15 protein-coding genes and 1 pseudogene are annotated in these 26,127 nt (G+C 56.9%); 14 read left to right on the forward strand and 2 right to left on the reverse strand.

The genetic code is table 11. The annotated features are described in order from the left end of the window. Window positions 1-50: 50 nt before the first annotated feature. From ACIQVE_RS21835 to ACIQVE_RS21845, 3 genes are all read left to right on the forward strand, one after another. Window positions 51-2,435 carry a hypothetical protein gene (locus ACIQVE_RS21835; protein ID WP_402812025.1) on the forward strand — a complete coding sequence of 795 codons (2,385 nt, stop codon included), beginning with the start codon at window positions 51-53 and terminating at the stop codon, window positions 2,433-2,435. 356 nt (window positions 2,436-2,791) lie between these two features. After that, on the forward strand, window positions 2,792-3,778 hold the full coding sequence (locus tag ACIQVE_RS21840; RefSeq protein WP_402812027.1) for a hypothetical protein: 987 nt from the start codon (window positions 2,792-2,794) through the stop codon (window positions 3,776-3,778). Window positions 3,779-3,862: 84 nt separating this feature from the next. Beyond that, window positions 3,863-8,635 carry an RHS repeat domain-containing protein gene (locus ACIQVE_RS21845; RefSeq protein WP_402812029.1) on the forward strand — a complete coding sequence of 1,591 codons (4,773 nt, stop codon included), beginning with the start codon at window positions 3,863-3,865 and terminating at the stop codon, window positions 8,633-8,635. Window positions 8,636-8,663: 28 nt separating this feature from the next. Here ACIQVE_RS21845 and queG (ACIQVE_RS21850) read toward each other — a convergent pair. Continuing rightward, window positions 8,664-9,278, reverse strand: a pseudogene (gene queG / locus ACIQVE_RS21850) (tRNA epoxyqueuosine(34) reductase QueG); the annotation flags it as partial. A gap of 251 nt (window positions 9,279-9,529) precedes the next feature. Here queG (ACIQVE_RS21850) and ACIQVE_RS21855 point away from each other — a divergent pair. Both ACIQVE_RS21855 and ACIQVE_RS21860 read left to right on the forward strand, forming a co-directional pair. Next, the gene (locus ACIQVE_RS21855; RefSeq protein WP_402812032.1) at window positions 9,530-10,579 is read left to right on the forward strand and encodes a hypothetical protein; all 1,050 of its coding nucleotides are present in this window, start codon (window positions 9,530-9,532) and stop codon (window positions 10,577-10,579) included. Then, window positions 10,579-15,192, forward strand: a complete 4,614-nt coding sequence (locus tag ACIQVE_RS21860) for an RHS repeat-associated core domain-containing protein (protein WP_402812034.1) — start codon at window positions 10,579-10,581, stop codon at window positions 15,190-15,192. The genes ACIQVE_RS21855 and ACIQVE_RS21860 overlap by 1 nt, the downstream gene beginning before the upstream one ends. On the opposite strand, the gene queG (ACIQVE_RS21865) is transcribed toward ACIQVE_RS21860, so the two are convergent. Continuing rightward, on the reverse strand, window positions 15,189-16,271 hold the full coding sequence (gene queG / locus ACIQVE_RS21865; protein WP_402812037.1) for a tRNA epoxyqueuosine(34) reductase QueG: 1,083 nt from the start codon (window positions 16,269-16,271) through the stop codon (window positions 15,189-15,191). The two genes, ACIQVE_RS21860 and queG (ACIQVE_RS21865), sit on opposite strands and share 4 nt — an antisense overlap. Before the next feature lie 63 nt (window positions 16,272-16,334). Between queG (ACIQVE_RS21865) and ACIQVE_RS21870 the strand changes: the two genes are divergently transcribed. The 9 genes from ACIQVE_RS21870 to hflC all read left to right on the forward strand — a co-directional run. Further along, window positions 16,335-17,834 carry an NAD(P)H-hydrate dehydratase gene (locus tag ACIQVE_RS21870; RefSeq protein WP_402812040.1) on the forward strand — a complete coding sequence of 500 codons (1,500 nt, stop codon included), beginning with the start codon at window positions 16,335-16,337 and terminating at the stop codon, window positions 17,832-17,834. After that, a complete protein-coding gene (tsaE, locus tag ACIQVE_RS21875; protein WP_402812042.1) occupies window positions 17,822-18,292 on the forward strand; it encodes a tRNA (adenosine(37)-N6)-threonylcarbamoyltransferase complex ATPase subunit type 1 TsaE in 471 nt (156 codons plus the stop codon). Before ACIQVE_RS21870 ends, tsaE begins: the two co-directional genes overlap by 13 nt. Window positions 18,293-18,295: 3 nt before the next feature. Next, window positions 18,296-19,732: an N-acetylmuramoyl-L-alanine amidase gene (locus ACIQVE_RS21880; RefSeq protein WP_402812064.1), complete on the forward strand. Its 1,437-nt coding sequence runs from the start codon at window positions 18,296-18,298 to the stop codon at window positions 19,730-19,732. Next, window positions 19,729-21,639, forward strand: a complete 1,911-nt coding sequence (gene mutL / locus ACIQVE_RS21885) for a DNA mismatch repair endonuclease MutL (protein WP_402812045.1) — start codon at window positions 19,729-19,731, stop codon at window positions 21,637-21,639. Before ACIQVE_RS21880 ends, mutL begins: the two co-directional genes overlap by 4 nt. After that, on the forward strand, window positions 21,639-22,610 hold the full coding sequence (gene miaA, locus ACIQVE_RS21890) for a tRNA (adenosine(37)-N6)-dimethylallyltransferase MiaA (protein WP_402812048.1): 972 nt from the start codon (window positions 21,639-21,641) through the stop codon (window positions 22,608-22,610). Before mutL ends, miaA begins: the two co-directional genes overlap by 1 nt. Window positions 22,611-22,704: 94 nt before the next feature. Continuing rightward, window positions 22,705-22,971, forward strand: coding sequence for an RNA chaperone Hfq (gene hfq, locus ACIQVE_RS21895; RefSeq protein ID WP_402812051.1), 267 nt, complete (start codon window positions 22,705-22,707; stop codon window positions 22,969-22,971). Between the two features lie 12 nt (window positions 22,972-22,983). Further along, window positions 22,984-24,285: a ribosome rescue GTPase HflX gene (hflX, locus tag ACIQVE_RS21900; protein WP_402812054.1), complete on the forward strand. Its 1,302-nt coding sequence runs from the start codon at window positions 22,984-22,986 to the stop codon at window positions 24,283-24,285. A gap of 96 nt (window positions 24,286-24,381) precedes the next feature. Further along, entirely contained in the window at window positions 24,382-25,548 is a 1,167-nt protein-coding gene (gene hflK, locus ACIQVE_RS21905; RefSeq protein ID WP_402812057.1) for an FtsH protease activity modulator HflK, read from the forward strand. Continuing rightward, a partial coding sequence (hflC, locus tag ACIQVE_RS21910; RefSeq protein ID WP_402812061.1) for a protease modulator HflC occupies window positions 25,548-26,127 on the forward strand: 580 nt, incomplete at its 3' end. The genes hflK and hflC, both read left to right, overlap by 1 nt.

The following is a 26,127-nucleotide window of genomic DNA, read 5'->3' on the forward strand; positions in this document are numbered from 1 at the left end:
CTCTGTAGTACTGCAGGGTCTTCGCAACCACACCTCAAGGATGAGAATTCATGGCTGGCAAACCGCCAAAGATCAAACCTGCGCCAAACAAAACCCCCGATTTTAACGCTGACGGCCCGCACCGGCCACCGCGTGTCTATCTCCCCTCGCCTTCCGTGTCGCATCGCCCGGATCCACTGCTGCCTTCCTACAATTTGCACGCGGCCGCAACCGTGGAGGTCATCAGCGTAACTCCGAGCCTGATGCCCCCCGCGATCGCTAACGCCGGGGGAATCGTTGCGATGTCCGCTTTGTCGAATTATTGGATACCCGTCTCAAAAAAACTCGGCGAGGCCGACGCGCAGGGCATCCGGGAGTTGAAGCAACGCCACTATGTAGCCGTTGATGAAGAGCATTTTGTGCAAGTGGTCAGGGACGCCGAAAATGGGTTGTTCCGCGCCACAGTCACCAGAGAACGCAAGGCGTCCGGCCCGTTTCTCAAGCCGGATAACGAGGGTAAATTCTGGCACCCGGTGGATGGCAACTCGGTATACGGGCAAACGGCAGAACTGTTTCACCGCATGGGTTACTCCATCGACGAGTTTTCCGATATCGCAGTCGCACGCATTTTTGCAGTGAGTGGCATTGATGAAACGCTGGCGCGGCATACGCGTATTGGCTTTCACCCTCCCGCGCTGCTTCAGGACACCCTCAGGCGATTCAGTCTCGATCAGAAAATGGACCGCACGGCAAAACAGGATCGCGCAGCGCTTTTTCAAAAGCATGAGCGCGCATTCGAACTCGACTGCGATGAAAACACATTGCAGATACGGCGAATTTTCCCTGACTTGCCTAAAACTTTTGCCGAGGCGATATCGCGCGATACAAGCGCCGCCGAGCGTCTGCATATGCACAATCAACCGGGCATACCACGGCGAGTGGCGGAAGAGGCACTGGGGGCTCTGCGGGAGATTCGACTGACAAGAGCCGTCGAAGGAATTTATTTGAATGCCGTCTCCAATCCTGACAGTGATCTATTGGCGCTGCACATGATCGGAAGTCTCGTGGATTGGCCGCAACAGGTTCGAATCGAGATGCGTCGGGGCGCGCCTGACGGGGATCTTTTGACCGCTATCGGCGATGCCCGGTCACCGGTTCGTCGCGTGCTGATTCGGCAGGATGCAGGCTATGTACTGCAAAGCACTGACGGCCCGTCACCTCAAGCGGTGAACGATCTGAATTCGGCTGTCTGGTTCTCTTTGTCGCCTTCACAGCGTAAGGCGCTGGGTTTGACAGAGGGTTCAGGCGCGGATTTACAACAGCTGACCCGTGGACAACCCTTGCCTTCGCGTCAGACCGTAAGCGAAGTGCTGGGGTTGGAACCGCTGCCATATGCTATCGACGCTGCCATCTCGCAGTACCGGCAGGCGGGGCATCTGAGAGGCGGAGCCGATGACAACCCGGCACCGCTGAAGCCCGTTGTTGATCGGGTTCGTGATCTCTACCCGGGGATTTCGGACGCAGATGTGGCGACGTTTATCAATGAGCGTTTACACAGCGATCCGTCCGGTGTTTTGATTCGGCTGGAGAAAGAATTCGCAGGGCTACGCCAGGATTTGAAGATGTGGAGTACCAAGGCGCCTCCACATCCGACAGAGGGGATGGCATGGAGCCCCGATGCACTTGCCGATCAATTACAGATGCGTCAGAAGTTCAGCGCACTGCTGCAAGATATCTGGCAACGCAAGTCGGTTTCACAATGGGGGTACGGCGACTACCATTTTTCGTCGTTCTTCGATTTTTCGGGTGAATTACCAAAGTTATCTGCCAGATTCGAGTATGTAACAGAGTTAGTATTGTCAGCAAAAAAACCGGGCGCGCAGATAGGTGCATTTCTTGACAGTTTTCCAAATGTTCAAAATCTGCTAGTCACCGGCGTAGAAATGGAGGCTTTTTCCCCAGGGATTTTTCAAATGCGTGAATTGCGTCAGCTTATGCTGCGTAATTGCTCGCTCAGGCTTTCTGAAGTAACGGCCGAGGGGTTGTCACGAATAGAAACTCTTACCTATTTGAGTCTTGAACACAATCCTCTGACAGTCGCTCCGCACGTAGGCTATATGCGAGGTTTAACGGAACTGATGCTGTACGACACCCATCTTTCCGAAATGCCTTCAGGCATAAGTGAGCTGAAAGAACTCAATGTGTTGACATTGCACGATAATTCTATTTCTGATGTGGGGGGTGAACTTTTGGATATCCCGGACACACAGGATCTATTCGTCGATCTGTTGAATAACCCTTTGAATAACGCGTCGAGACAAAGGATTGCCCAGTATCTGGAGCAAGCCAGCATGGATCGTAAAATAGAAATCCAGATAGATGAGCCGCTTTCAGATGTGCAATCCGACAGTGACTCTTCAGAGGGGGGGTACTGGACTGATTCAGGCAGTAACTGATTGTTGAAGGAAGTAACGGTAAGCCTTGTTTGTTCAGCAAGCTTTGGAAAATATAAATGGCGTCGTAGCCCCCTCCTGTTTTCGGTATGACCAGAAGCAGGATGGAAGGGGGCATGCAATACAGGAGTTCAAAGGAGGCAAACAGCAATTTCGAATGCCATGACAGGAAGTCTGCGTATTTGGATTGTTTGTGGGTTTCTGTGTGTTTCGTGAGTTTGTATATTTTATTGTTTCGCCACTTGTATCTGTTCACAACTTGTCAGATGTTCGTGGTTTTATTGTTGTGGGGTTCATGTGTCAATACTCCTGCTTGTCTCGAAAGGGGCGGAATTTATTAATTATCCAGGTGTTATTGTATGCATGATGAACCACTTAATATTTCACGAATTGAAGTAAAGTTAGACTCCGTAAGGTCCGGCCGACATAAAACGCTTTACGCCAATGGTCGCATGCAAGCGCGCGTATTGGTACTTATCCACGGAGTCGATAACAATGGGGACGGTGCGTCCCTGTTTGGGCATCCCGCATTGCAGTCTCTGCGCTTGATTGCCTACAACGGCGCTCGACCTCTTGAAGGTGACTGGAGCGTATCTGTGCAGGAAAATCGCTATGCCCACGAAATGTCGGGAGGGGCACCGCTGGTTACAGAGATCCAGCGGGTTAGTGACAACCGAATAAGTGACGATGCGGATCCGGTGCAAACTTTCGAGTTTTGGGTTTCCGCGTCCAGGCCGGGCATTATGGAAGTGGCTGCCGAAATTGTCATGAACGAAGTGGTATTACGAAGCAACGGTGTCGGCTTTGACAGCAGTATTACGCTGGAAGCGATACCACCGAAAGAGTATCCCCTAAGCAGTTTTTCATTAAGTAAATATGATGAGGCGCAGCAGAGGGCTCAATTTGATTCGGTCCAGAATTATCATATTGGACTTCACGCAGAGGGCCGGCAAATTCATCTCCTTGACTGGTACAGCAGTGAGGTGAAACTGCATGCTTATGATTCCGAGGCTGCGGTGCAGGTCTACTTGTCTGGAAATATTCCCGGCACTCTGGATGGTCGAAGAAATTTCTATGGCTACATGGCACCGATTTATGGGCTAAAAGCGCGAGTTCGCAGTCCGCTCGGTCCTATGACCGTGGCTATTAATAAAGTGCTCGGGCAATTGACGCTTATTCAGTATATTTCTGCTGATTCTCAAGAGGGTCGCGAAAATGAAAGTGCATTCGAATTTGCAGTGATCGATGAATTCGGTTCGGAGCACAGGCTCTCTCTCGATGGTGATAAAGAGCAACGCACTTTTATTCTGGGTCACTCCAAGCGGTCAATGAAACAACTTGTGTGACCTTCTCTCGGTTGGTCAGCGTGTTTTTTGTTGGCCCGCCGGATTGGGGAATATCTGGATGTTGGAAATAGAGGGCGTTGCTCCATGAAAAGTAATTCATCTTCTGCTGTTCATTCAAATGCTTTCAACTTCGGTGAATTTGTTTCCGGTGGGGTTGATCCGCGTACCGGCATGTATACGTGCGCCTTGTCGTTGGGCAAGTTGCATTCGGCGGATCTCAATGGTCCTGATCTTGCTCTGTCACTGGGTTTCAATCCACTCAGTCAGGTAGATACCGGTTTCGGCGTGGGCTGGTCTTTGACCATGACCCAATACGACTTGCGCAGTAAAGTCATGACGCTGGCCAACGGTGAGCGTTACAAGGCTGTCGAGACGTCTACCGACCTGAAGTTCAAGGAAATGAAACTGCAAACCGCCAAAGTACTGGTGACTGGGGCTGGACGCTATGAGGTCCGTTACAAAGATGGTCGGCGTGAACTGCTGAAAGTAATGGCCGCCACTCAGATCGCGGTAGTGGAAAAAATTATCGCGGCAAACGGTGTGAGCATCATGTTCAAGCATGGTTCGTTCAATCAGTTTCCCATGCTGACCGAAATCAGTGATGCCAAGGGATGCCTGCTGAGAATCGCACGCAAGTCAGGTCAGGTGACATTGACCCGGCATCCCGATACGACGTCCAGCTCCGACTACAAGTTGATCTTGAAAAATAGTCTGGTAACGGCAATCGAGCTACCGGTCGGTAAAGGCTGGGACCTGGAATATGAACTCATTGATGAGGCCAGCTATCTGCACCGCGTCGTCAACCCTTTGCGCGGCGTAGAAATCATTCGCTACAAGCTGCAAGGTCACCATTTCATCACTGGCGTGGAACAGACACTGCCGTTTGTCATCGCGCACGATATTTACCCAGGGCGTGGCCAACCCTGGCTCTGCAAGGCGTACACGTACTCCGATCGTAACTTTCTCGGGCATGGTCTGATTCCCGCCAAGGACGATGACGGGGATCCTCTCTATCGAGCGCCTGGCAACTACGTCTACACCTCGGACGAGCAGTTGGTGGTGAGCGGCAAGGTACACACGCGCATCAAACGCACCTACAACAAATTCCATTTGCTGATCGCAGAGGTTACGACTTGTGGCGACGCGCAGACCTCGACCGCCACTGAGTATCACTGTTCCGTCAGCAAGCCATTCAATGAGCAGCCGGCTCAGTTTCGCATGCCGAAAGTTCAGACAGTGACCTACCTCGATCGGCGCACCAGCCAGGAGCGCAAGGAAACCACCGTCACTGAGTTCGACGCCGAAGGTAACTTGCTCAGGTACGTCGAGCCGAGTGGGGTGACGACGTTGTCGGAGTTTTATCCGGCAAGCGGTGGGGACAATTGCCCGGAGGATCCGCTGGGTTTCGCCAGGTTCCAGAAGAAGAGGACGATTACCGCTGCGGCAGCGGGTGGACCCTCGACTGTCACGTATTACGACTATGCGCTGCATCCCGCGCTGGACGGTGCGGAACTGGCATCTGTCTTGCCGATGGCGGAGCGTGATTTCGAGCTTGTGGAGGGGGTTGAGGTTCTGCGCTCGAAAACCGAACGCAGTTACCTCGATACGCCAAAGGACCCGCTCAAGCACGGCGCCACGAAAGAGCAAAGCGTTACCCGAAACGATAAAAAGATCTGTACGGAATTTTCCTATGAGCTCGAGGGCACCAGACTGCGGGTGATTTCCAGCACGCGCGGGTTTGATGATTCGCTGCAGACCAGTGAAAAAGTGCTCTCGACGCAGACCGGCTTACAGTTGGCAGAGGTCGGCGTCGATGGTGAGCACATCGAACATGAATACGACGCGATCGGCCGAGCACTGCGCAAAACGGTTGCCCCCGGCACGCCCTACGCGGCCTCTACCGAGTGGGCCTATCTGGCCGCCAGCAAAAAGCAGCCCGCCACGATGGTGACTACGGATTCGGCTGGCGGCGAGCAGAGAGTGGCCTATGACGGTCTGGAACGGGTGATCACCGTTCAGGAAAAGGACTGCGACCATCCTGATAAGGAGGGGCTCATTCATACTCGCACCCTTTATTGCGCCATGCATGATTCGGCGGGCCATAGGGTGAAATCGACGTTAACCGATTGGCGCGATGGCGAGTCCTTCCCGGCTGTGACTCACTACGAATTCGACAGTTGGGGGGAAGTCAGCAAGACGCTCCATGCCGATGGACGAATCGAACATAGCGTGGCTGATCCGGTCCTTCGCCAGCAAACGAATTGGCTTGAGGGGATGGGCAAGACCGTTACCCTCGTCAACGATTTTGGCAAACCGCTGAGCATCGAGAGCTTCAGTCTGAAGGGCAAGAGCCTCGGTAAAATCGGTTACACCTATGATTGGCTAGGGCGCACAACCTGCCAGACGGATGCCGTCGGTAATACCACTCGCTATGAGTACGACGCTTTCGGCAGGTTGACCCGCAGTGTCCTGCCCGACGCCAGCGAAGTGGTCACCGACTACGCCGACCACAGCGACGAGAGGGTGCCGGTCAAAATCACTGTCGATGGCAAGATCCTGGGCGAGCAAACCTACGACGGTTTGAATCGATTGACGGCAAGCACCGTGGGCGGACGCAAGTCCGAGGCCGGTTATGAAGCAGGGTTCAGTCAGCCGAAGTGGTACAAGAGCGCTGATGGCAAGAAAACCGAATTCACCTATTTGCGCCAACTGGGTGGCGTGCTGACTGAGCGTAAGTCGGGGGCGTTGCTCAAGACGATGGCTTACGACCCCGCCAATGGTCATCTCTTGAGCTGCACGGAAAACGGCAGGGAGTGTCGCTTTACGTATTACCCTTCCGGGCGCATCAAAACCGAAACGACTACCTACGGTGCTATCAGCAATGAAACTTCCTTCACCTATTCGTTTGAGGGGCGACCGGTTAGCCATGTCGATGTCCTCGGATGCGAAACCAGATCCGAATACGATGAGCATGGCCGCTTGCTTTCAACCTCGCAGGGTTCGCTGAAAACCGAATTCCACTACAGCATCCAGACGGGAATGCTGGAATGGACAAAGACCGAAGAAACTGCGCTCAAGCGTCAAATGATCACGCGGTTTGCCTATGACGATATCGGTCGTGAAAGTTGCCGGACTTTCGAAGTCAAGGGCCAGCCCGACCAGACACTGGCGTCGACTTATACGCTCGCCGGTAAGCTGGCGCGCAAGGTGTCCAAACGTGGCACGCAAGTGTTGCGCGATGAACAATTTGTCTATGACGTGCGCGGGCGTCTGATCCAGTACGACTGCACCGGCACCCAAAAGCCTCGGGATCCGTACGGCAAAGAGATTGTTCAGCAGACGTTCACATTTGATGCACTGGATAACATTCTCACCGTACAAACGCGGTTCCCGCTGGGTGTGAATCTGACCACTTTCAGTTATGACAATCCGGATCCAGTGCAACTCAGCGCAATCCGGCATTCCCACGCCGACTATCCAGCGGCAGTGACGCTGGAATACGACGCCAACGGCAGGATGATCAAGGATGATCAGGCGCGGACCCTGGCCTATGACGCGTTTGGGCGTCTTGAGCAGTTGACCAGTGCCCAGGGCTCAGTGATTCGCGGCTACCACTACGACGGCTCCGACCATTTGGTCGAACTGTCGCAACCGAATACGCCAACGGCTCAGCGTTACTACCATGGCGGTCGGGTCGCCAACGAAGTCAGTGGCAAAAATTCATCCAGTGTGGTGCGCCACGGTGGCTTGCTGGTTGGGCAACAACAAGTCGGTCTGAACGCCGGTTCGCAACTGCTCGGCACCGATCAACAGCAAAGTGTGTTGGCTGAGCTGGACAGTGGGCCTCTGACTGATTGTGCTTACAGCCCCTACGGGCATCGTCCTGCCGATGGTGGATTGTTCAGTCTGGTAGGGTTCAACGGCGAGCAACTGGACCGGGTGACCGGCCTTTATCTGCTGGGCAACGGTTACAGAGCCTATAGCCCGACACTGATGCGCTTTCTCGGTCCCGACAGCATGAGTCCTTTCGGCGAGGGCGGATTGAATGCCTACGTCTATTGCCTGGGCGATCCTGTCAATCGCGTTGACCCTACGGGGCATATGTCCTGGCAGTCGGTCCTGGGCATCGGCCTCAGTATTCTCGGTGTCGTTGCCAGCGTGCTGACCATGGGTGCCGCAACGCCATGGGCACTGGCTGCGGTGGGGCTGGCAGTTGCGTCTGGATTGGCGGGTATCGCCAGCGAACTGGTCAATGAATTCGCGCCGGGCTCTCCTGCTGGAGAGGTATTGGGTTGGGTCAGTTTAGGTCTTGGGTTGGCGTCGCTGGGTACAGGTTTGACGGCAGGTGCGAAAGCAGCTGTGAATGTTGGCAGAAAGCTGGCTTCAGCCTTTAGCCAAGGGCTCGGAGGAAAGGGAACCGCCAAAGCGGCAAAAGCTTGGGAAAAAGCAGCCAAGGCCGCGGCCAAGAAAACCAACACTCAGGTTGAGTTGGCAGAGGATGCACCTTGGCAATTAATCAGGGCCTCCGGGGCGGACGACGTTTTGGCCGCCAACGACGCTCAAGCCAAGGTGGCTCACGCGAACCAACTCTACGCGCTTATTGAAAGCGGTATTTCCCCAAGCGATGCAGCCAGAACGGCTGAAATGTTGTACACACAACTAAGGAGCTACGGCGGGACGAAGAGATTAATGCATGCCTATTTGACGTCGGGTACGGGGCGCGGGGATCGTATCTATATTCTGGAGGACAGTTCAGTAAGGGTTGCCCGAGTGCTCCAGTCGGGCGGTCATTGGAGTCCAGGGGCAACCAGCAAATTTATAGCTTCGGCCAAAAATATGACAACGCCGCGCGCGTGAGCTGCGAATTGGGCACTTTGCCTGCCCGTTATGCGTGTGCAGATCTGGCGTGCTGCTCCAGCGCCCATTGCACATGCTCCCTGACCAGCTCTGACGGATAATTCCGTCGCGCCTTCAACGCTTCCAGCACTGGAATCGTTGAAGGCGCATTGCCCAACCCTACCGCCAGATTGCGCAACCAGCGCTCATAACCGGCCCGCCGCAACGGCGAGCCCTCGGTGCTGCTCAAGAACTTCTCTTCATCCCACAAAAACAGCTCGGCCAATTCGGCATTGTCGAGATTGTGCCGTGGCTTGAAATCGCTTTCCGCCGAGGGCCGCGCGAAGCGGTTCCACGGGCAAACGATCTGGCAGTCATCGCAGCCAAACACCCGGTTACCGATCAGCGGACGCAGCTCTTCGGGGATGGCGGTTTTCAGTTCGATGGTCAGATACGAAATGCAGCGTCGCGCATCCAGCACATACGGGCCGACGAAGGCGTTGGTCGGGCAGATATCCAGACACGCGGTGCAACGCCCGCAATGTTCGGTGCTGTGCGGCTCGTCCACCGGCAATGGCAGATCAACAAACAATTCGCTGAGAAAGAAATAGCTGCCAGCCTTGCGGTTCAGCACCAGCGTATTTTTGCCGAACCAGCCCAGCCCGCGTGTTGGCAATCCGTTTTAATTGGGGAATGCCAAAGTTTGTTTATAACAATGAGGCGTAGTGGGTGGTTCTGATGTTTATTGATAGGTTGGTGTGGGTATTTGATTGTGGGTAAATATCGGTCTAATTCAATTTCTGCAATGGTTATAAGTTTGACTTGGTATATTCGGGTGGATAAAGGTAGTCAGTGTTCAGTGTCGTCAATTTAGAGGATTCTGAATTCTTGTTACTACTCACTCAAGGAATGATTATGTTTAAATCAAATGGTTGTACTGATCTTGGGAATCCCATTCCCTGCATTGTCAAAGGAGCTTCCAGAGTTTCTGTGGTCGAAGTTGGTTTTGATAATGATCCAAATATTCGAACAAAAAGCCTCTACGCAAACGGTCGTATGCAAGTTCAAGTGATCGTGTTGATGACAGTCGCGGACGATAATGGCGAACCGGTCGAAATGCCACCTGAAGTTTTGGCATCGGTAAAGCTTGTTCACTACAACGGAGGCGAAAACCTGAAAAATGGCTGGGGAGCCGTAGATACTGAAAACGAATACCTGCACGACCTGCCCGGGACTGCATCGCTGGCCAGGGCCAGTGCTCACCATAGCTCCACGGTGGCCAATGCGGTTCCCCGTTCGTTCGCGAAGAAAATCGTTTTCTGGGTTTCTGCCAGCGCTGTCGGTTCAACCAGGATCGCTGCACAAGTCAAAATTGGCGGAACCGTCTTCACGACCAATGGGACATTGCCAGGCCGGCATGACAAGAGCGTTACCCTTACCGCGCTGCTACCAAACGCATACTCCGGTGTTAACTTCCACTTTGATATGGTGCATGGGGGCAAACCTTGGGATGGTGTGCGTATTCACAAATACTATGTCGGTCTCTATCCAATCCGAGATGGTGGGGTTCAAACAAAGCTCTTGAATTGGTCGTCTGCCAACAATGCGGCGGGCGCTAGCGTCGAGTTTTTTCAAGTTTTTAACCAGGATAAATACAAGAACTTACCCCATGCTGTCGGATTCATGGTGGATAAATCCATTAAGGAGTTTTCTTGGGCCAGTTTGGCCAATGGAGGGCGTTACAAGACGGCGGTAAACGAGCGCGACGGTATGCTGACTATAGTGCAAATGACTGTTAATTATGCCGGTCGAGACAGTAATAAGCAGGCAGTATTCCCTTTTTCTGCGTTCGATGCTTATGGTACCGAACATAGGTTGCGAATTCGTACTGATCTCGGTCGCGATAATGTGACGCCGGATAAAGAGCGTGAGTACTTTGTAAACTTCATTCTGGAGCGGAATTGATGTCGATATATACTTCCAATGCCGCCCCTATTCACTCGACAGCGTTCAACTTCAAAGATTTTATTTCTGGCGGCGTAGACCCGCGCACCGGATTTTACAGTTGTGCCCTTACGTTTGGTGATATTCATTCCGCAAGACTTAACGGGCCGGTCATGCCCGTCCGGCTGTTATTCGATCCTTTGAGCCAAACCGATCAGGGGTTCGGCCGCGGCTGGTCGCTGCCGTTGACCTGTTATGACGAACGCTCGCGCAATCTGGTCCTTTCCAGTGGGGAGCGTTATCAAGTCACCGAAACTCCTCAGGGGATGAACTTCAAAGAATTGAAACTCAATACGCTGAGGATCTTCAAGCCTCGGGCGGACCAATTCCACGTCATCCACAAAAACGGTTTGCGCGAAGAACTCCAATTCTTTGGATCGAGCGGTATCGCTGTGCCGATACGCCTGGTGTTACCCAATGGGGCCGCGGTGACTCTCACTTACCAATCGCAAGACGGGATGCCTGTGTTAACAGGGATCAAAGACGCCGAGCGCCAATTGTTGGCAATTGATCGTCGAGGCAGCCTCATTTTGACGCTGTACCCCGGTACGGAGTGCGAGGCGGTCTTCCGTCTGATCCAAAGCAGCGGTGAAACCATCATTCGCTTGCCTAGTGGCGATGAGTGGGCTCTGGAGTTTGAGCGGATCGGCACAACGAACTGCGTGACCTCCGTGCGCTCCCCGCAGGGTGGTCTGGAAACGATAGTCTACAAAGTTGACGGTCATCGCTTGCCCGACCGCGCGCCCGTTGCCACTTTGCCTTGCGTGAGCGCTCACACATTGTTTCCTCGCTTTGGCCAACCGGCCATCACCCGCTATTACGATTTCTCGGCGCAGAATTTTCTGGGTGGCGGCTCCGGGCTCGAATGGTCGAACGACGGCGACAACCTCTATCGTGCTGCTCCTGATTTTCAGTACACCTCGACTGAACGGCTGATGGCGGGTACCAAGGTTCACAGTCGCACAGTACGCACGTTCAACCGTTTCCATCTGCTGCTCTCGCAGGTCACCGATTGTGCAGGGAAGATCAGCGCCCAGAAAACCGTGTACCACTTGGAGCACAGTGCCGATCTTGAGCATCAACCTGCACAATTTCGGTTGCCGAGGATTCAGACGCAGCGCTATGAAAGCCAGGGGAAATGGCGCGAGGAGTCGCTACGCACTGAGTATGACGAATTTGGCAACCTGATCATGCAAGTCGAGCCCAGTGGCGTGACCACCGTTTGTGAGTTCTACGTGGCTTCGGGCGAGCAAGGTTGCCCGGCTGATCCGCTCGGGTTCAAACGGTTTGAAAAACAGCGAACGGTGACTGGTGCAGCGGGTTCGCCCGACGCGGCGAGCACCGTCACCTGCTATGAATATCAAATGCAGCGAGGGTTGCAAGGCGCCGCTACCGCTGAGGTTGTGCTCTGCCGAGCGGTGATGCATGAGATGACGTCAAGTGACCCCATCCTGCGCTCGACAACCGATTCGACATATTACGACGCGCCACTCGATAGGCTGCGGCATGGGCGGTTGAAGACGCAGACAGTGCTCCACGGGAAGCTGTCGACACGCAGCGAGTTTATTTATACCCAAGAGGGGACAGCACTCAGTCAGCGGACAATTGTCAGTGGCTTCGATGCAACGACCAAGACTTCCAGGCTGGACCTGTCGATTATCAATGGCACCAAGCTCCGCGAAGAGAATGAGGATGAAGGCACGCTGGTCTTCAAGCACGATGCGCTGGGTCGTTTGCTCAGTGAAGTGGTGGCGCCTGGCACAAGGTTCATGGCCGAGCGCGAAACCCGGTATCTGTGTGTCGACATGGCGAAAGCGCAACCCGCCGCTGTGATCACTACTGACGTTAATGATCGCAAGCAGAAAACCGTCTACGACGGCATGGGTCGAGTGATCGCAATTGAAGAGCTGGGCGGCGACGGTACGTTCTGCCAAGTTTACGCAGCGCAACATGATGCATTGGGTCGCAAGGTCCGCGAAGTACGCACCGACCTTTGGCCAGGCCAGAAGCGCGAACTCACGACCACGTTCCTTTTCGATGAGTGGGATGAGGTCAAAACCACCCGCCATCCTGATGGCCGCGTGGAACATCGCAATTACGACCCGATTTCCTTGACCGAAGCGAAATGGGTCGAAGGTATGGGCAAGGTCATTACGGTCAATAACGACTTCGGCAAACCCGACACGGTCGAAGCGTTCGATCTAGCCGGGCGCAGCTTGGGAAAAACCAGTTACTGGTACGACGGCCTGGGACGCGGACTGCTGCAAACCGATCAGGCTGGAAACTCGACCTCGTTTGAATATGATGTCTATGACAGGCTGATCCAGACGACATTGCCCGACGGCCAATGCGTCCAGACCGAATACGCAGTGCACAGCACCGCGGCATTACCGGTGCAGGTCAAAGTCGGCAGCCGTAGCGTCGGCGAGCAAGCGTTCGACGGCCTGGGTCGTCTGACCCGCAGCGTTGCTGGCAAGCATGTGCAGACCAACGGTTATCTGGCGGGGTTGAGTCAGCCGGCATGGACTCAGATGCCGGATACAACCCGGGTGGAGTTCAGCTATGAACCGGCTCTAGGTTCCAGCATCACCCAGCGCAAGATTGTCGGCACACAGCAAGAGCTGCGGGCCAGTTATGCCTACGATGCTCGTCTCGGTTTGCCGGTCGACTGCACAGAGGTAAACCACAACCGACGTTGCGAATATGACGACTCGGGCCGTCTCAAGTCCGAAATTCTGACCCAGGATGGGCAGGTACGGCGCAGCCAATACACTTACTCGCTAAGTGGCCGCCCGCTGAAATGTGTCGATGTGTTGGGCAATAAACACACGACGGAGTACGACGCGGTCGGTAGGCCATTGTCGTACGAACACGACACGGTTAAAGCGACCTTTGCCTACAATAGTCTCAGCCAACTGGTGCGCGTTAATGCCCGGGACAAGTCCACCGGGCGAACACTTGTCACTCTGTTGGGGTACGACGCCTTGGGTCGGGAAACCTCACGGCATTTCGAGTTCGCGGGGCGGCTAACCAGAGCGCTTGCGTCGAGCTATACCCTGGCCGGCAAGCTGGCGCGAAAGCGTTTGACCGAAGGCAATACGGTCTTGCGCGACGAAGGCTTTACTTACGATTCACGCGGTCGTCTCCAGCGCTACACTTGCTCGGGTAGCGAATGCCCGCGTGACCCTTATGGAAAGGAAATTCGCAGCCAGCGTTATACCTTCGACGCGCTGGACAACATTCTTAAGCTGACCACCGAATTTCCCGGCGGCAGTAATGTGGCCGCCTACACTTACGATCGCGACCACCCGACCCGGTTGCTCGAAATCAGGCACAGCCACAAGGATTATCCGGCGCCGGCGTCGTTGCTGTACGACGTCAACGGCCGCTTGATCAAGGATGAGCAGTCGCGGTGGTTGACGTACGACGGCTTCGGTCGCCTGACCCGGGTCGCGAACGCAGTCGGTGAACTGATCCGTGGTTATCACTACGATGCGACGGATCAACTAACCGCATTGTCGCAAGCCAAAGGAGCCCCCGTTCAGCGTTTTTACCGCGACGGCCGAGTGATTAACGAAGTGCGTGGCAAGGAGAACCGTACCTGTCTGCGTCAGGATGAGCAATTGATCGGCGAGCAACGCGTTGGCGCGGCAGGTGTCACGCAATTATTTTCAGCCGACCAGCAGCAAAGCATCTTGCGTTCGCTCAAGGCTGGCGAGCAGCAAAATATCGCCTACACACCGTATGGCAGCCGCCCGGTAACGGAGGACGCATTTGCCTTGCAAGGTTTTGCCGGCGAGCAGCTTGACCCGATGACAGGACTTTATCTGCTCGGTAACGGCTACCGTCCGTACAGCCCGACGCTCATGCGCTTTCTGGTGCCTGATAGCCTCAGCCCATTCGATGCCGGTGGCCTGAATCCCTACACTTACTGTGCAGGAGACCCGATCAACCGGGTAGATCCGACCGGGCACTTCTGGAAAGCCTTGCTTGGGGTGGTGCTAGCGGTTGTCGGTGTTGTTGTCAGTGTCTTGACCGCCGGTGCAGCAACGCCGTTGGCAGTCCTTGGCGTCGGTCTGGCCGTAACCTCGGGTGTGCTGGGCTTGGCGGATACGATTATTCAGACGGTCGCACCGCACCTGGATCCCAACGGAGTACTGGGATGGGTAAGCTTCGGGTTTGGCATCGCATCGATGGGCGCGGGTTGGGTGAACTCTGCAACCAAAGGCACTGGACTGTTTTTGTCCAAGGTGTCCAACGGGCTTACCAAAGGTATTAGCGCGGCAGGCAGTTACGATCTTCTGAGTGCAGGCTATGCGCTGGTCGGCAACTTGGGAGGGTTTGCTGGTCAAGACTCGAGCGGTGTGAGTCCGGCTATCGGGCGAAGTCATACGTCCCCCTCTACAGCGCCTTCGGTGGCTCTTAATGTCAACTGGTCGTTGTCTGCGCGCATCAACGGCGATGCAAGCGAAGGTCTAACTGGCGTTTCTGGCAGTTCCGTCGTCGAGCGCTCAGACAATCTGAAGGTGCGTATGGCAATGAAAGACCGGTTAGCCGTTCGCCCTGCGTTCTAAATGTCGTGAGTCGCTTGGCGGCGCGCATGTTCATTCAATGCCCACTCCACATGCTCCCTGACCAGCTCTGACGGATAATTCCGTCGCGCCTTCAACGCTTCCAGCACTGGAATCGTTGAAGGCGCATTGCCCAACCCTACCGCCAGATTGCGCAACCAGCGCTCATAACCGGCCCGCCGCAACGGCGAACCCTCGGTGCTGCTCAAGAACTTGTCCTCGTCCCACAAAAACAGTTCAGCCAGTTCGGCATTGTCGAGGTTGTGCCGTGGCTTGAAATCGCTTTCTGCGGACGGCCGCGCGAAGCGGTTCCACGGGCAAACAATCTGGCAGTCATCGCAGCCAAACACCCGGTTACCGATCAACGGACGCAGTTCTTCGGGAATCGAGCTTTTCAGTTCGATGGTCAGATACGAAATGCAGCGTCGCGCATCCAGCACATACGGGCCGACGAAGGCGTTGGTCGGGCAGATATCCAGACACGCGGTGCAACGCCCGCAATGTTCAGTGCTGTGCGGCTCGTCCACCGGCAATGGCAGATCAACAAACAATTCGCTGAGAAAGAAATAGCTGCCAGCCTTGCGGTTCAGCACCAGCGTATTTTTGCCGATCCAGCCCAGCCCCGCCTGTTCGGCGATGGCTTTTTCCAGCACCGGGGCGCTGTCGACGAAGGCGCGAAAACCGAACGGGCCGATCTCGCCTTGAATCTTGTCGGCCAATTGTTGAACACGTTTACGGATCAATTTGTGGTAATCGCGGCCCAAGGCATAACGCGACACGTAAGCTTTTTCCGGTTGGGCCAGACGTTTGGCCATCTCGGTGTCGCCCGGCAGGTAGTCCATGCGCAGGGAAACCACGCGCAACGTACCGGGCACCAGTTCCTCGGGATGCGAGCGTTTGCTGCCGTGGGCGCCCATGTAATCCATTTCACCGTGGTAGCCGGCCTCGAGCCAGCGTTGCAGGTGCTGCTCATGCTCGGCCAGATCGAGGCCGCTGATGCCGACTTGCTGAAAGCCCAGCTCGCGGCCCCAATCCTTGATCGATTGGGCGAGGGCGGACAGGTCTGTGGTGATGGCGGACATGAGGCGAGAGAAACCGGAGCTGAGGTGCGTATAATTCTGCCAGACATCGGAGCCCGAAGACGCATGCCGCACACGAAAGATGAATTACCCGACGCGCTGTACGGTGCCGCACAGGTGCGCGAGATCGACGCGCGGCTGATTGCCGCCGGCACGCCGGGCTTCGAATTGATGCAGCGCGCCGCGCATGCGACTTGGCGGGCGCTGGTGCGGCAATGGCCATCAGCCGATGCACTGACGGTGCTTGCGGGTCACGGCAACAATGCGGGCGACGGCTATTTGATTGCTGCGCTGGCACAGCGGGCCGGTTGGTCGGTGCGAGTGTTGACGGTCGGTGAACCGCAGCGTTTGCAGGGTGACGCCGCACTGGCCCATGCGCAGGCGTTGGCTGAAGGCGTCAGCGTGCAGGGCTTGACTGCGCAAAGCGAACTGCGTGGGGTCATCGTCGATGCCTTGCTCGGTACTGGCCTTGCCGGCGAAGTGCGCGCGCCTTATCTCGATGCGATCAAAGCGATCAATGCCAGCGGCTTGCCAGTCACGGCGGTGGATATTCCTTCCGGACTGTCCGCGGACACCGGGCATGCGCTTGGTGCCGCGGTTCGTGCCGACCTCACGGTCACGTTCATAGGATTGAAAATCGGCCTGTTCACCGGTGAGGCGGCGGATTACACCGGCCATCTGGTGTTTAGCGATTTACAAGCCGCAGCCGAAACCTGTCGTGACATTCCCGTCCGTGCCCGACGCCTCAATACGGCTAATCTGCCGCGCCTTGTCGCACGCGGACCGACGGCGCACAAGGGGCGCTTCGGGCATCTATTGTTGATTGGCGGCGATCACGGTTTTGGCGGGGCGATATTGCTCAGCAGCGAAAGCGCCTTGCGCAGCGGGGCTGGCATGGTTTCTCTGGCGACGCGACCCGAGCATGTGCCGGCGGCGCTGAGCCGCTTACCGGAAGCGATGGTGCTTGGCACTTCATCGGCCAATCAGTTGATGAGTCTGCTGGAAAAGGTTTCTGTGCTGGTGGTCGGGCCGGGGCTTGGGCAAGCGAGTTGGGGGCGGGCGTTATTGTCCGCCGTCGCCAATGCGCCGCTGCCGCAGGTGTGGGACGCCGATGCATTGAACCTGCTGGCCAGCGGTTTTGTCAGTCTGCCCAAGGACTGCGTGATTACCCCGCATCCAGGCGAGGCGGCGCGGTTGCTGGGGATGAAAACCGCCGAGGTACAGGCCGATCGTCCTGCTGCTGCGTTGGCGTTGAGCAAAAAATACAAAGCGGTGGTGGTGCTCAAAGGTGCTGGTAGCCTGATCGTCCATCCCGATGGGCGGATGGCTGTGTGTCATCAGGGCCATCCGGCCATGGCTACCGCCGGGCTCGGTGATGTGCTGGCCGGTTTGATCGGCGCGCTGCTGGCGCAAGGCATGGGCGGCTTCGAGGCCGCGTGCCTGGCGGTCTGGCTGCACGCCAATGCCGGAATGCAACAAGGAAAATTCGGCCGTGGGCTGGCGGCCAGTGATTTGATTCCAGCCATTCGTCAGTTGCTGGAGGAGCATGCACCGTGTCTGAAGTAACCCTGTACTTGGCCGATGAGCAGGCCATGAGCGACTTTGGCGCGCGGATCGCCCGCGTTACCCAGGGCCATGGTCTGATTTTTCTCGAAGGCAATCTCGGCATGGGCAAAACCACCCTGTCGCGCGGCATCATTCGTGGTTTGGGGCATGTCGGTTCGGTAAAAAGTCCGACCTTCACATTGGTCGAACCTTACGAAATCGGGGACATCCGCGCCTTCCACTTCGACCTGTATCGCCTGGTCGATCCGGAAGAACTGGAGTTTCTCGGCATCCGTGATTACTTCGAAGACGATGCCCTTTGCCTGATCGAGTGGCCCGATAAAGGTGCAGGCTTTTTGCCAAAGCCTGACCTGACCATTACCATTAGCCCGCAAGACAGCGGGCGTTCGCTGAAAATTTTATCCCAGGGGTCGCGTGGCGAGGCCTGGTGTGCCGCTTTGGCATTGGAAAACAATTAAATGATGGGGTTAGGTATGCGCTTTCGCGCGTTGGTGGCTGCCGTTGGACTGTTGTTGATGGCAGTAACCGTCAACGCTGTGGCCGATTCAAAGGTCAACAGCGTTCGCCTGTGGCGGGCGCCGGACAACACGCGACTGGTCTTCGACCTGAGCGGCCCGGTGCAGCACAGCGTGTTCACCCTGACTTCACCGGATCGACTGGTGATCGATATCAACGGCGCCACCCTCGGTGCGCCGCTGAAAGTGCAGACGGCCAACACGCCAATCACTGCGATGCGCTCGGCCCAGCGCACGCCGACTGACCTGCGGGTGGTCATCGACCTGAAAAAAGCCGTCACCCCGAAAAGTTTTTCGTTGGCGCCGAACGCGCAGTACGGCAACCGTCTGGTGGTCGATCTGTTCGATAATGCCGCCGATGCGGCACCGCCACCCGCGCCGACGCCATCGGTGGCGACCGTGCCTGCGGTGCCGGTCACGCCCACGGAGCCTGCGATCAAGTTGCCGCCACCCCCACCAGCCCCGCCCGGCAAACGCGACATTATTGTAGTGATCGACGCCGGCCACGGTGGCGAAGACCCGGGTGCGTCCGGCTCGCGCGGCCAGCGTGAGAAAGACGTGGTGTTGGCGATCGCCCGTGAACTGCAACGTCAGGTCAACGGTATGAAAGGCTTCCGCGCCGAACTGACACGCACCGGCGACTACTTCATCCCGTTGCGCGGCCGTACCGAAATTGCCCGCAAAAAGGGCGCCGACCTGTTCGTCTCGATCCATGCCGACGCTGCGCCGTCTACGGCAGCCTTCGGTGCCTCGGTATTCGCCCTGTCTGATCGCGGCGCGACTTCCGAGACTGCGCGTTGGCTGGCAGATAGCGAAAACCGTTCCGACCTGATCGGCGGTGCCGGCAACGTCAGCCTCGACGACAAAGACCGCATGCTCGCAGGCGTACTGCTCGACCTGTCGATGACAGCCTCGCTGACCTCCAGCCTCAACGTCGGCCAGAAAGTCCTGACCAACATCGGCCGGGTGACACCGCTGCACAAACAGCGCGTGGAACAAGCCGGGTTCATGGTGCTGAAATCGCCGGACATTCCATCGATCCTGGTCGAAACCGGCTTTATTTCCAACGCCAACGAAGCTTCCAAGCTTTCTGCGGCGAGCCATCAGCAGGCGTTGGCACGCTCGATCAGCAGCGGCGTGCGTCAGTTCTTCCAGCAGAATCCGCCACCGGGCACCTACATTGCCTGGCTGCGTGATTCCGGCAAGATTGCTCAGGGCCCGCGTGATCACCGGGTCAACCCGGGGGAAACCCTGGCGATGATCGCCGTGCGTTATCAGGTCTCGCCAGCGGCGCTGCGCAGCGCCAACAACCTGAGAAGCGATGACCTGAAGGCCGGTCAGCACCTGACCATTCCCGGCACCGAACTGGCGTCCAAAGAATGAATCAGCTGTTGAACACCGCCCGCATCGAACTGCTCAGCCCACGGCTGGCGAACCAGATCGCCGCCGGTGAAGTGGTCGAGCGCCCGGCGTCGGTGATCAAGGAACTGCTGGAAAACAGCCTCGACTCCGGTGCCAAACGCATTGATATCGATGTCGAGCAGGGCGGCGTAAAGCTGTTGCGGGTGCGCGACGATGGCAGTGGCATTTCCGCCGACGACCTGCCGCTGGCGCTGGCCCGTCACGCCACCAGCAAGATTCGTAATCTGGAAGATCTGGAACAGGTGATGAGCCTGGGCTTCCGCGGTGAAGCCTTGGCGTCGATCAGCTCCGTCGCACGGCTGACCCTGACCTCGCGCACCCGTGATGCCGATCAGGCCTGGCAGGTCGAGACTGAAGGTCGCGACATGGCGCCTCGGGTTCAACCGGCCGCGCATCCGGTGGGCACCTCGGTGGAAGTGCGCGACCTGTTCTTCAACACGCCGGCGCGACGCAAATTCCTCAAAACCGAAAAAACCGAATTCGATCACCTGCAAGAAGTGATCAAGCGTCTGGCGCTGGCGCGTTTCGACGTAGCTTTCCATCTGCGACACAACGGCAAGACCATCCTCAGCCTGCACGAAGCTCACGATGATGCGGCCCGCGCCCGGCGCGTGGCGGCGATCTGCGGCTCGGGTTTTCTTGAGCAGGCGCTGCCGATCGAGATCGAGCGTAATGGCTTGCACCTGTGGGGCTGGGTCGGTTTGCCGACTTTCAATCGCAGTCAGGCGGACTTGCAGTATTTCTTTGTGAACGGCCGTGCGGTGCGCGACAAACTGGTGGCCCACGCGGTGCGCCAGGCTTATCGCGACGTGCTGTTCAACGGCCGGCACCCGACGTTTGCGCTGTTTTTTGAAGTCGATCCGGCGGCGGTGGACGTCAACGTGCACCCGACCAAACACGAAGTGCGCTTCCGTGACGGGCGCATGGTGCATGATTTCCTCTATGGCACGTTGCACCGTGCGCTGGGCGATGTGCGTCCGGAAGATCAGCTTGCCGGTTCGGTCACCACTGCCGTCGTCCGCCCGACAGGGCTTGATGCTGGTGAATTCGGCCCGCAGGGCGAAATGCGTCTGGCGGCGAACGCGCTGCTGGAGCAACCGCAGGCGCAACCGGCGTTCAATACGACGTCGGGTGCCAGCGCTGGTGGCGCCTATCAGTATCAATACACGCCGCGTCCGCAGTCAGCCATGCCGCCCGCCGCTGAAGCGCAGGCTGCCTACCGCGAGTTCTTCGCGCCGCTGGCCGAAGCCAACGCCAACGCGCTGCCAGCAGGCCAGGAAGATATTCCGCCGCTCGGCTACGCACTGGCGCAACTCAAGGGCATCTACATTTTGTCCGAGAACGCCCAAGGCCTGGTGCTGGTGGACATGCACGCCGCTCACGAGCGGATCATGTACGAGCGCCTGAAGATCGCCATGGCCAGCGAAGGGCTCAGCGGTCAGCCGCTGCTGGTGCCGGAATCACTGGCGGTCAGTCAGCGTGAGGCCGATTGCGCCGAGGAACATGCGGCGTGGTTCCAGCGCCTTGGTTTCGAATTGCAGCGTCTGGGCCCGGAAACATTGGCGATCCGCCAGATTCCAGCACTGCTCAAGCAAGCTGAAGCCAACCGTCTGGTCGGCGACGTGCTGTCGGACTTGATGGAGTACGGCACCAGCGACCGGATTCAGGCACACCTGAACGAACTGCTCGGCACCATGGCCTGCCACGGCGCAATCCGCGCCAATCGGCGCCTGGCCCTGCCGGAAATGAACGGTCTGCTGCGTGACATGGAAAACACCGAGCGCAGCGGTCAATGCAACCATGGCCGACCGACCTGGACCCAATTGGGCCTGGACGATCTGGACAAACTGTTCTTGCGCGGTCGTTGATGAGCCAGCTTCCTCCAGCGATTTTCCTGATGGGCCCGACCGCTGCGGGCAAGACCGACCTGGCCATCGAGCTGACCAAGGTGCTTCCTTGCGAGCTGATCAGTGTCGACTCGGCGCTGGTCTATCGCGGCATGGACATCGGCACCGCCAAGCCTTCAAAAGAGCTGCTCGCCGAATATCCGCACCGTCTGATCGACATTCTCGATCCGGTTGAAGCCTATTCGGCTGCGGATTTTCGTCGCGATGCCTTGCAAGCCATGGCGGAAATCACCGCGCGCGGAAAAATCCCGCTGCTGGTGGGCGGCACGATGCTCTATTACAAGGCTTTGGTCGAAGGTCTGGCGGACATGCCGGCAGCCGATCCCGAGGTTCGTGCACAGATTGAAGAAGAGGCTGCACGCCTTGGCTGGCAAGCCCTGCACGAGCAATTGGCGGTTATCGACCCGGTCTCCGCTGCACGCATTCATCCGAACGATCCTCAGCGCTTGAGTCGCGCACTGGAAGTCTATCGGGTCAGCGGTCAGAGCATGACCGCTCTGCGCCAGCAACAATCTGCGCAAAGTACTGAAGCAGCCGCTTCGGGACTGCAACAATTGCCCTATACTGTCGCGAACTTGGCCATTGCCCCGGCGAATCGCCAGGTACTGCACGAGCGCATTAAACAAAGATTCACAAATATGTTGGAACAGGGGTTCATCGACGAGGTCGTAGCCCTGCGTAAAAGAAGTGACCTGCATTCGGGGTTGCCGTCTATACGTGCGGTAGGCTACCGCCAAGTCTGGGACTACCTGGATGGCAAGCTGACATTGGCTGAAATGCAGGAGCGCGGCATCATCGCCACGCGCCAGTTAGCCAAGCGCCAGTTCACCTGGCTGCGCAGTTGGGAAGATCTGCACTGGCTGGATAGTCTCGATTGCGACAATCTGCCGCGCGCCTTGAAATACCTTGGGACCATCTCCATATTGAGCTGAGTCCTTGCAATTGCCGTCTATCCTTGGGGGTGTGACGGCCAAAGCCATCTGAATTACCTATTTTTATTATTGAATCCTTAAAGGAGTGCGGCACATGTCAAAAGGGCATTCGCTACAAGACCCTTACCTGAATACTTTACGTAAAGAGAAAGTTGGGGTTTCCATCTACCTGGTCAACGGTATCAAACTGCAAGGCACGATCGAGTCGTTCGACCAGTTCGTGATCCTGCTGAAAAACACCGTCAGCCAGATGGTTTACAAGCACGCTATCTCGACAGTAGTGCCGGTTCGTCCAATTCGTCTGCCTAGCGCAACCGAAACCGAACAGGGCGACGCTGAGCCAGCTCCGGGTAACGCCTGATAGGAGTCTCCTTTGTTCTTTGAGCGCCACGGTGGTGGTGAGCGGGTAATCCTCGTTCACTTGGATGGACAGGACCCTGAGGCGCGAGAAGATCCGCAGGAGTTTCAGGAACTGGCTAATTCGGCGGGCGCCGAGACCGTTGCGTTTTTTAACGTGCCGCGTCATCGGCCAACCGCCAAATTCCTGATTGGCAGCGGCAAGGTCGAGGAACTGCGCGACCTGGTTCATGCCGAAAAGGCCGATCTGGTGATTTTCAATCACATCCTAACGCCCAGTCAGGAACGTAACCTCGAACGTGTTTTCGAGTGTCGCGTGATCGACCGTACCGGTCTGATTCTCGATATTTTCGCCCAACGCGCCCGTACCCATGAAGGCAAGCTCCAGGTCGAACTGGCCCAGCTTGACCACATGAGCACACGGCTGGTTCGTGGCTGGACTCACCTTGAGCGTCAGGGTGGCGGTATCGGCATGCGTGGTCCGGGTGAAACCCAGCTGGAAACTGACCGCCGTTTACTGCGGGTCCGCCTGCGACAGATCAAGGGCCGGCTGGAAAAGGTGCGCAGTCAGCGAGAACAGTCGCGACGCGGCCGTTCGCGTGCGGATATTCCTACCGTGTCACTGGTGGGCTATACCAACGCCGGTAAATCCACGCTCTTCAACAACGTGACGAAATCCGACGTGTACGCGGCTGATCAATTGTTCGCCACGCTGGACCCGACCTTGCGCCGTCTGGAACTGGACGACCTGGGGCCGATCGTTCTGGCCGACACGGTAGGTTTCATACGCCACTTGCCGCACAAGCTGGTCGAGGCTTTTCGGTCTACGCTCGAAGAGTCGAGCAACTCCGACCTGCTGCTTCACGTTATCGACGCGGCCGAACCGGATCGCATGTTGCAGATCGAGCAGGTGATGGTGGTGCTGGGCGAGATTGGGGCCCAGGACTTGCCGATCCTCGAGGTCTATAACAAACTCGATTTGCTTGAAGGCGTTGAGCCGCAAATCCAGCGCGATGCCGATGGCAAACCGCAACGGGTCTGGTTGTCGGCGCGTGATGGCAGTGGTCTGGAACTGCTTGAACAAGCCATTGCCGAGTTGCTGGGCGGTGATTTGTTTGTGGGTACATTGCGCTTGCCGCAACAATTCGCTCGACTGCGTGCGCAGTTTTTCGAACTTGGTGCGGTGCAGAAAGAAGAGCACGACGAAGAAGGCATCAGCCTGCTGGCCGTTCGTTTGCCCCGGGTCGAGTTGAATCGACTGGTAAGCCGCGAAGGATTGCAGCCGATGGATTTCATCGAGCAACACACTTTGCAATAAAAGCCTGACAAAGCGGTTGTGCCGCAACGGCAGGCATTCTGTAGCATTGGTCGGCGCGCCGTGGGTGCGTCTTTGCTTTATCAGATGGAGAGCGCTATGGCTTGGAATGAGCCGGGTGGCAACTCGAATAATCAGGATCCTTGGGGTGGCAAGCGCCGCAATAACGGCGACCGCAAGGGGCCACCAGATCTCGACGAGGCCTTCCGAAAGCTGCAGGAAAGCCTGAACGGGTTGTTCGGTGGTGGCAAGAAACGTGGTGATGACGGCGGTGGTTCGGGCAAAAGCGGTGGCGGCTTCGGCGGTCTGATCGGTATTGCCCTCGTTGTGCTGTCTGCCGTTTGGCTGTACAGCGCGGTTTACGTGGTGGACGAGCAGGAGCAAGCCGTAGTGCTGCGCTTCGGCAAATACTACGAAACCGTCGGCCCGGGTCTGAACATCTACTTCCCGCCGATCGACAAAAAGTACATGGAGAACGTCACGCGTGAGCGTGCCTACACCAAGCAGGGCCAGATGCTGACCGAAGACGAGAACATCGTCGAAGTGCCGCTGACCGTGCAGTACAAGATCAGCAACCTGCAGGACTTCGTGCTGAACGTCGATCAGCCGGAAATCAGCCTGCAGCACGCGACCGAAAGTGCGCTGCGTCACGTGGTGGGTTCCACCGCGATGGATCAGGTGCTGACCGAAGGTCGTGAACTGATGGCCAGCGAAATCAAGGAGCGTCTGCAACGTTTCCTCGATACCTATCGCACCGGTATCACCGTTACTCAGGTCAACGTACAGAGCGCCGCTGCACCGCGTGAAGTGCAGGAAGCCTTTGATGACGTGATCCGCGCCCGTGAAGACGAGCAGCGTTCGCGCAACCAGGCTGAAACCTACGCCAACGGCGTCGTGCCGGAAGCTCGTGGTCAGGCCCAGCGTATCCTCGAGGATGCCAACGGTTACCGCGACGAAACGGTCTCGCGCGCCAAGGGTGAGGCGGATCGCTTCACCAAACTGGTCGCCGAGTATCGCAAGGCACCTGAAGTCACCCGCCAGCGTCTGTACCTGGACACCATGCAGGAAGTCTTCAGTAACACCAGCAAGGTACTCGTGACCGGCAACAAGGATGGCCAGAGCAATCTGCTTTACCTGCCGTTGGACAAAATGATCCAGAACAGTTCGGGCAACGCGCCGGTCACCGGTTCGGCCGCCAGCAGCAACACGGACGTCACGCCGAATGTCACTGACGTACCGCAGTCGCGTACAAGGGAGACCCGCTGATGAGCAATAAATCGCTGATCGCCCTGATCGTTGGCGTTGTTGTCGTACTGGTTGGCTGGAACTGCTTCTACATCGTGGCTCAGACCGAGCGTGCGGTGTTGCTGCAATTCGGTCGTGTGGTTCAAGCCGATGTCCAGCCGGGTCTGCATGTGAAAGTGCCTTACGTCAACCAGGTGCGCAAGTTCGACGCCCGCCTGCTGACGCTGGATGCACCGACGCAGCGTTTCCTGACCCTGGAAAAGAAAGCCGTGATGGTCGATGCCTACGCCAAGTGGCGCGTGAAAGATGCCGAGCGCTTCTACACCGCAACTTCCGGCCTCAAGCAAATCGCCGACGAGCGTCTGTCCCGTCGTTTGGAATCCGGTCTGCGTGACCAGTTCGGTAAGCGCACCCTGCACGAAGTCGTGTCGGGCGAGCGTGATGCGCTGATGGCTGACATCACCGCGTCGCTGAACAAGATGGCGGAAAAAGAGCTGGGTATCGAAGTAGTCGATGTCCGGGTCAAGGCCATCGATCTGCCGAAAGAAGTAAACCGCAGTGTGTTCGAGCGTATGAGCACCGAGCGTGAGCGTGAAGCTC

The organism is Pseudomonas sp. NPDC098747 (assembly GCF_044760045.1).
GTDB lineage: Bacteria > Pseudomonadota > Gammaproteobacteria > Pseudomonadales > Pseudomonadaceae > Aquipseudomonas.

Coding starts and splice junctions, on each gene's coding strand:
- ACIQVE_RS21835 (WP_402812025.1), top strand. CDS start 51: ATGGCTGGCAAACCGCCAAAGATCAAACCTGCGCCAAACAAAACCCCC.
- ACIQVE_RS21840 (WP_402812027.1), top strand. CDS start 2,792: ATGCATGATGAACCACTTAATATTTCACGAATTGAAGTAAAGTTAGAC.
- ACIQVE_RS21845 (WP_402812029.1), top strand. CDS start 3,863: ATGAAAAGTAATTCATCTTCTGCTGTTCATTCAAATGCTTTCAACTTC.
- ACIQVE_RS21855 (WP_402812032.1), top strand. CDS start 9,530: ATGTTTAAATCAAATGGTTGTACTGATCTTGGGAATCCCATTCCCTGC.
- ACIQVE_RS21860 (WP_402812034.1), top strand. CDS start 10,579: ATGTCGATATATACTTCCAATGCCGCCCCTATTCACTCGACAGCGTTC.
- queG (WP_402812037.1), bottom strand. CDS start 16,271: ATGTCCGCCATCACCACAGACCTGTCCGCCCTCGCCCAATCGATCAAG.
- ACIQVE_RS21870 (WP_402812040.1), top strand. CDS start 16,335: ATGCCGCACACGAAAGATGAATTACCCGACGCGCTGTACGGTGCCGCA.
- ACIQVE_RS21880 (WP_402812064.1), top strand. CDS start 18,296: ATGGGGTTAGGTATGCGCTTTCGCGCGTTGGTGGCTGCCGTTGGACTG.
- mutL (WP_402812045.1), top strand. CDS start 19,729: ATGAATCAGCTGTTGAACACCGCCCGCATCGAACTGCTCAGCCCACGG.
- miaA (WP_402812048.1), top strand. CDS start 21,639: ATGAGCCAGCTTCCTCCAGCGATTTTCCTGATGGGCCCGACCGCTGCG.
- hfq (WP_402812051.1), top strand. CDS start 22,705: ATGTCAAAAGGGCATTCGCTACAAGACCCTTACCTGAATACTTTACGT.
- hflK (WP_402812057.1), top strand. CDS start 24,382: ATGGCTTGGAATGAGCCGGGTGGCAACTCGAATAATCAGGATCCTTGG.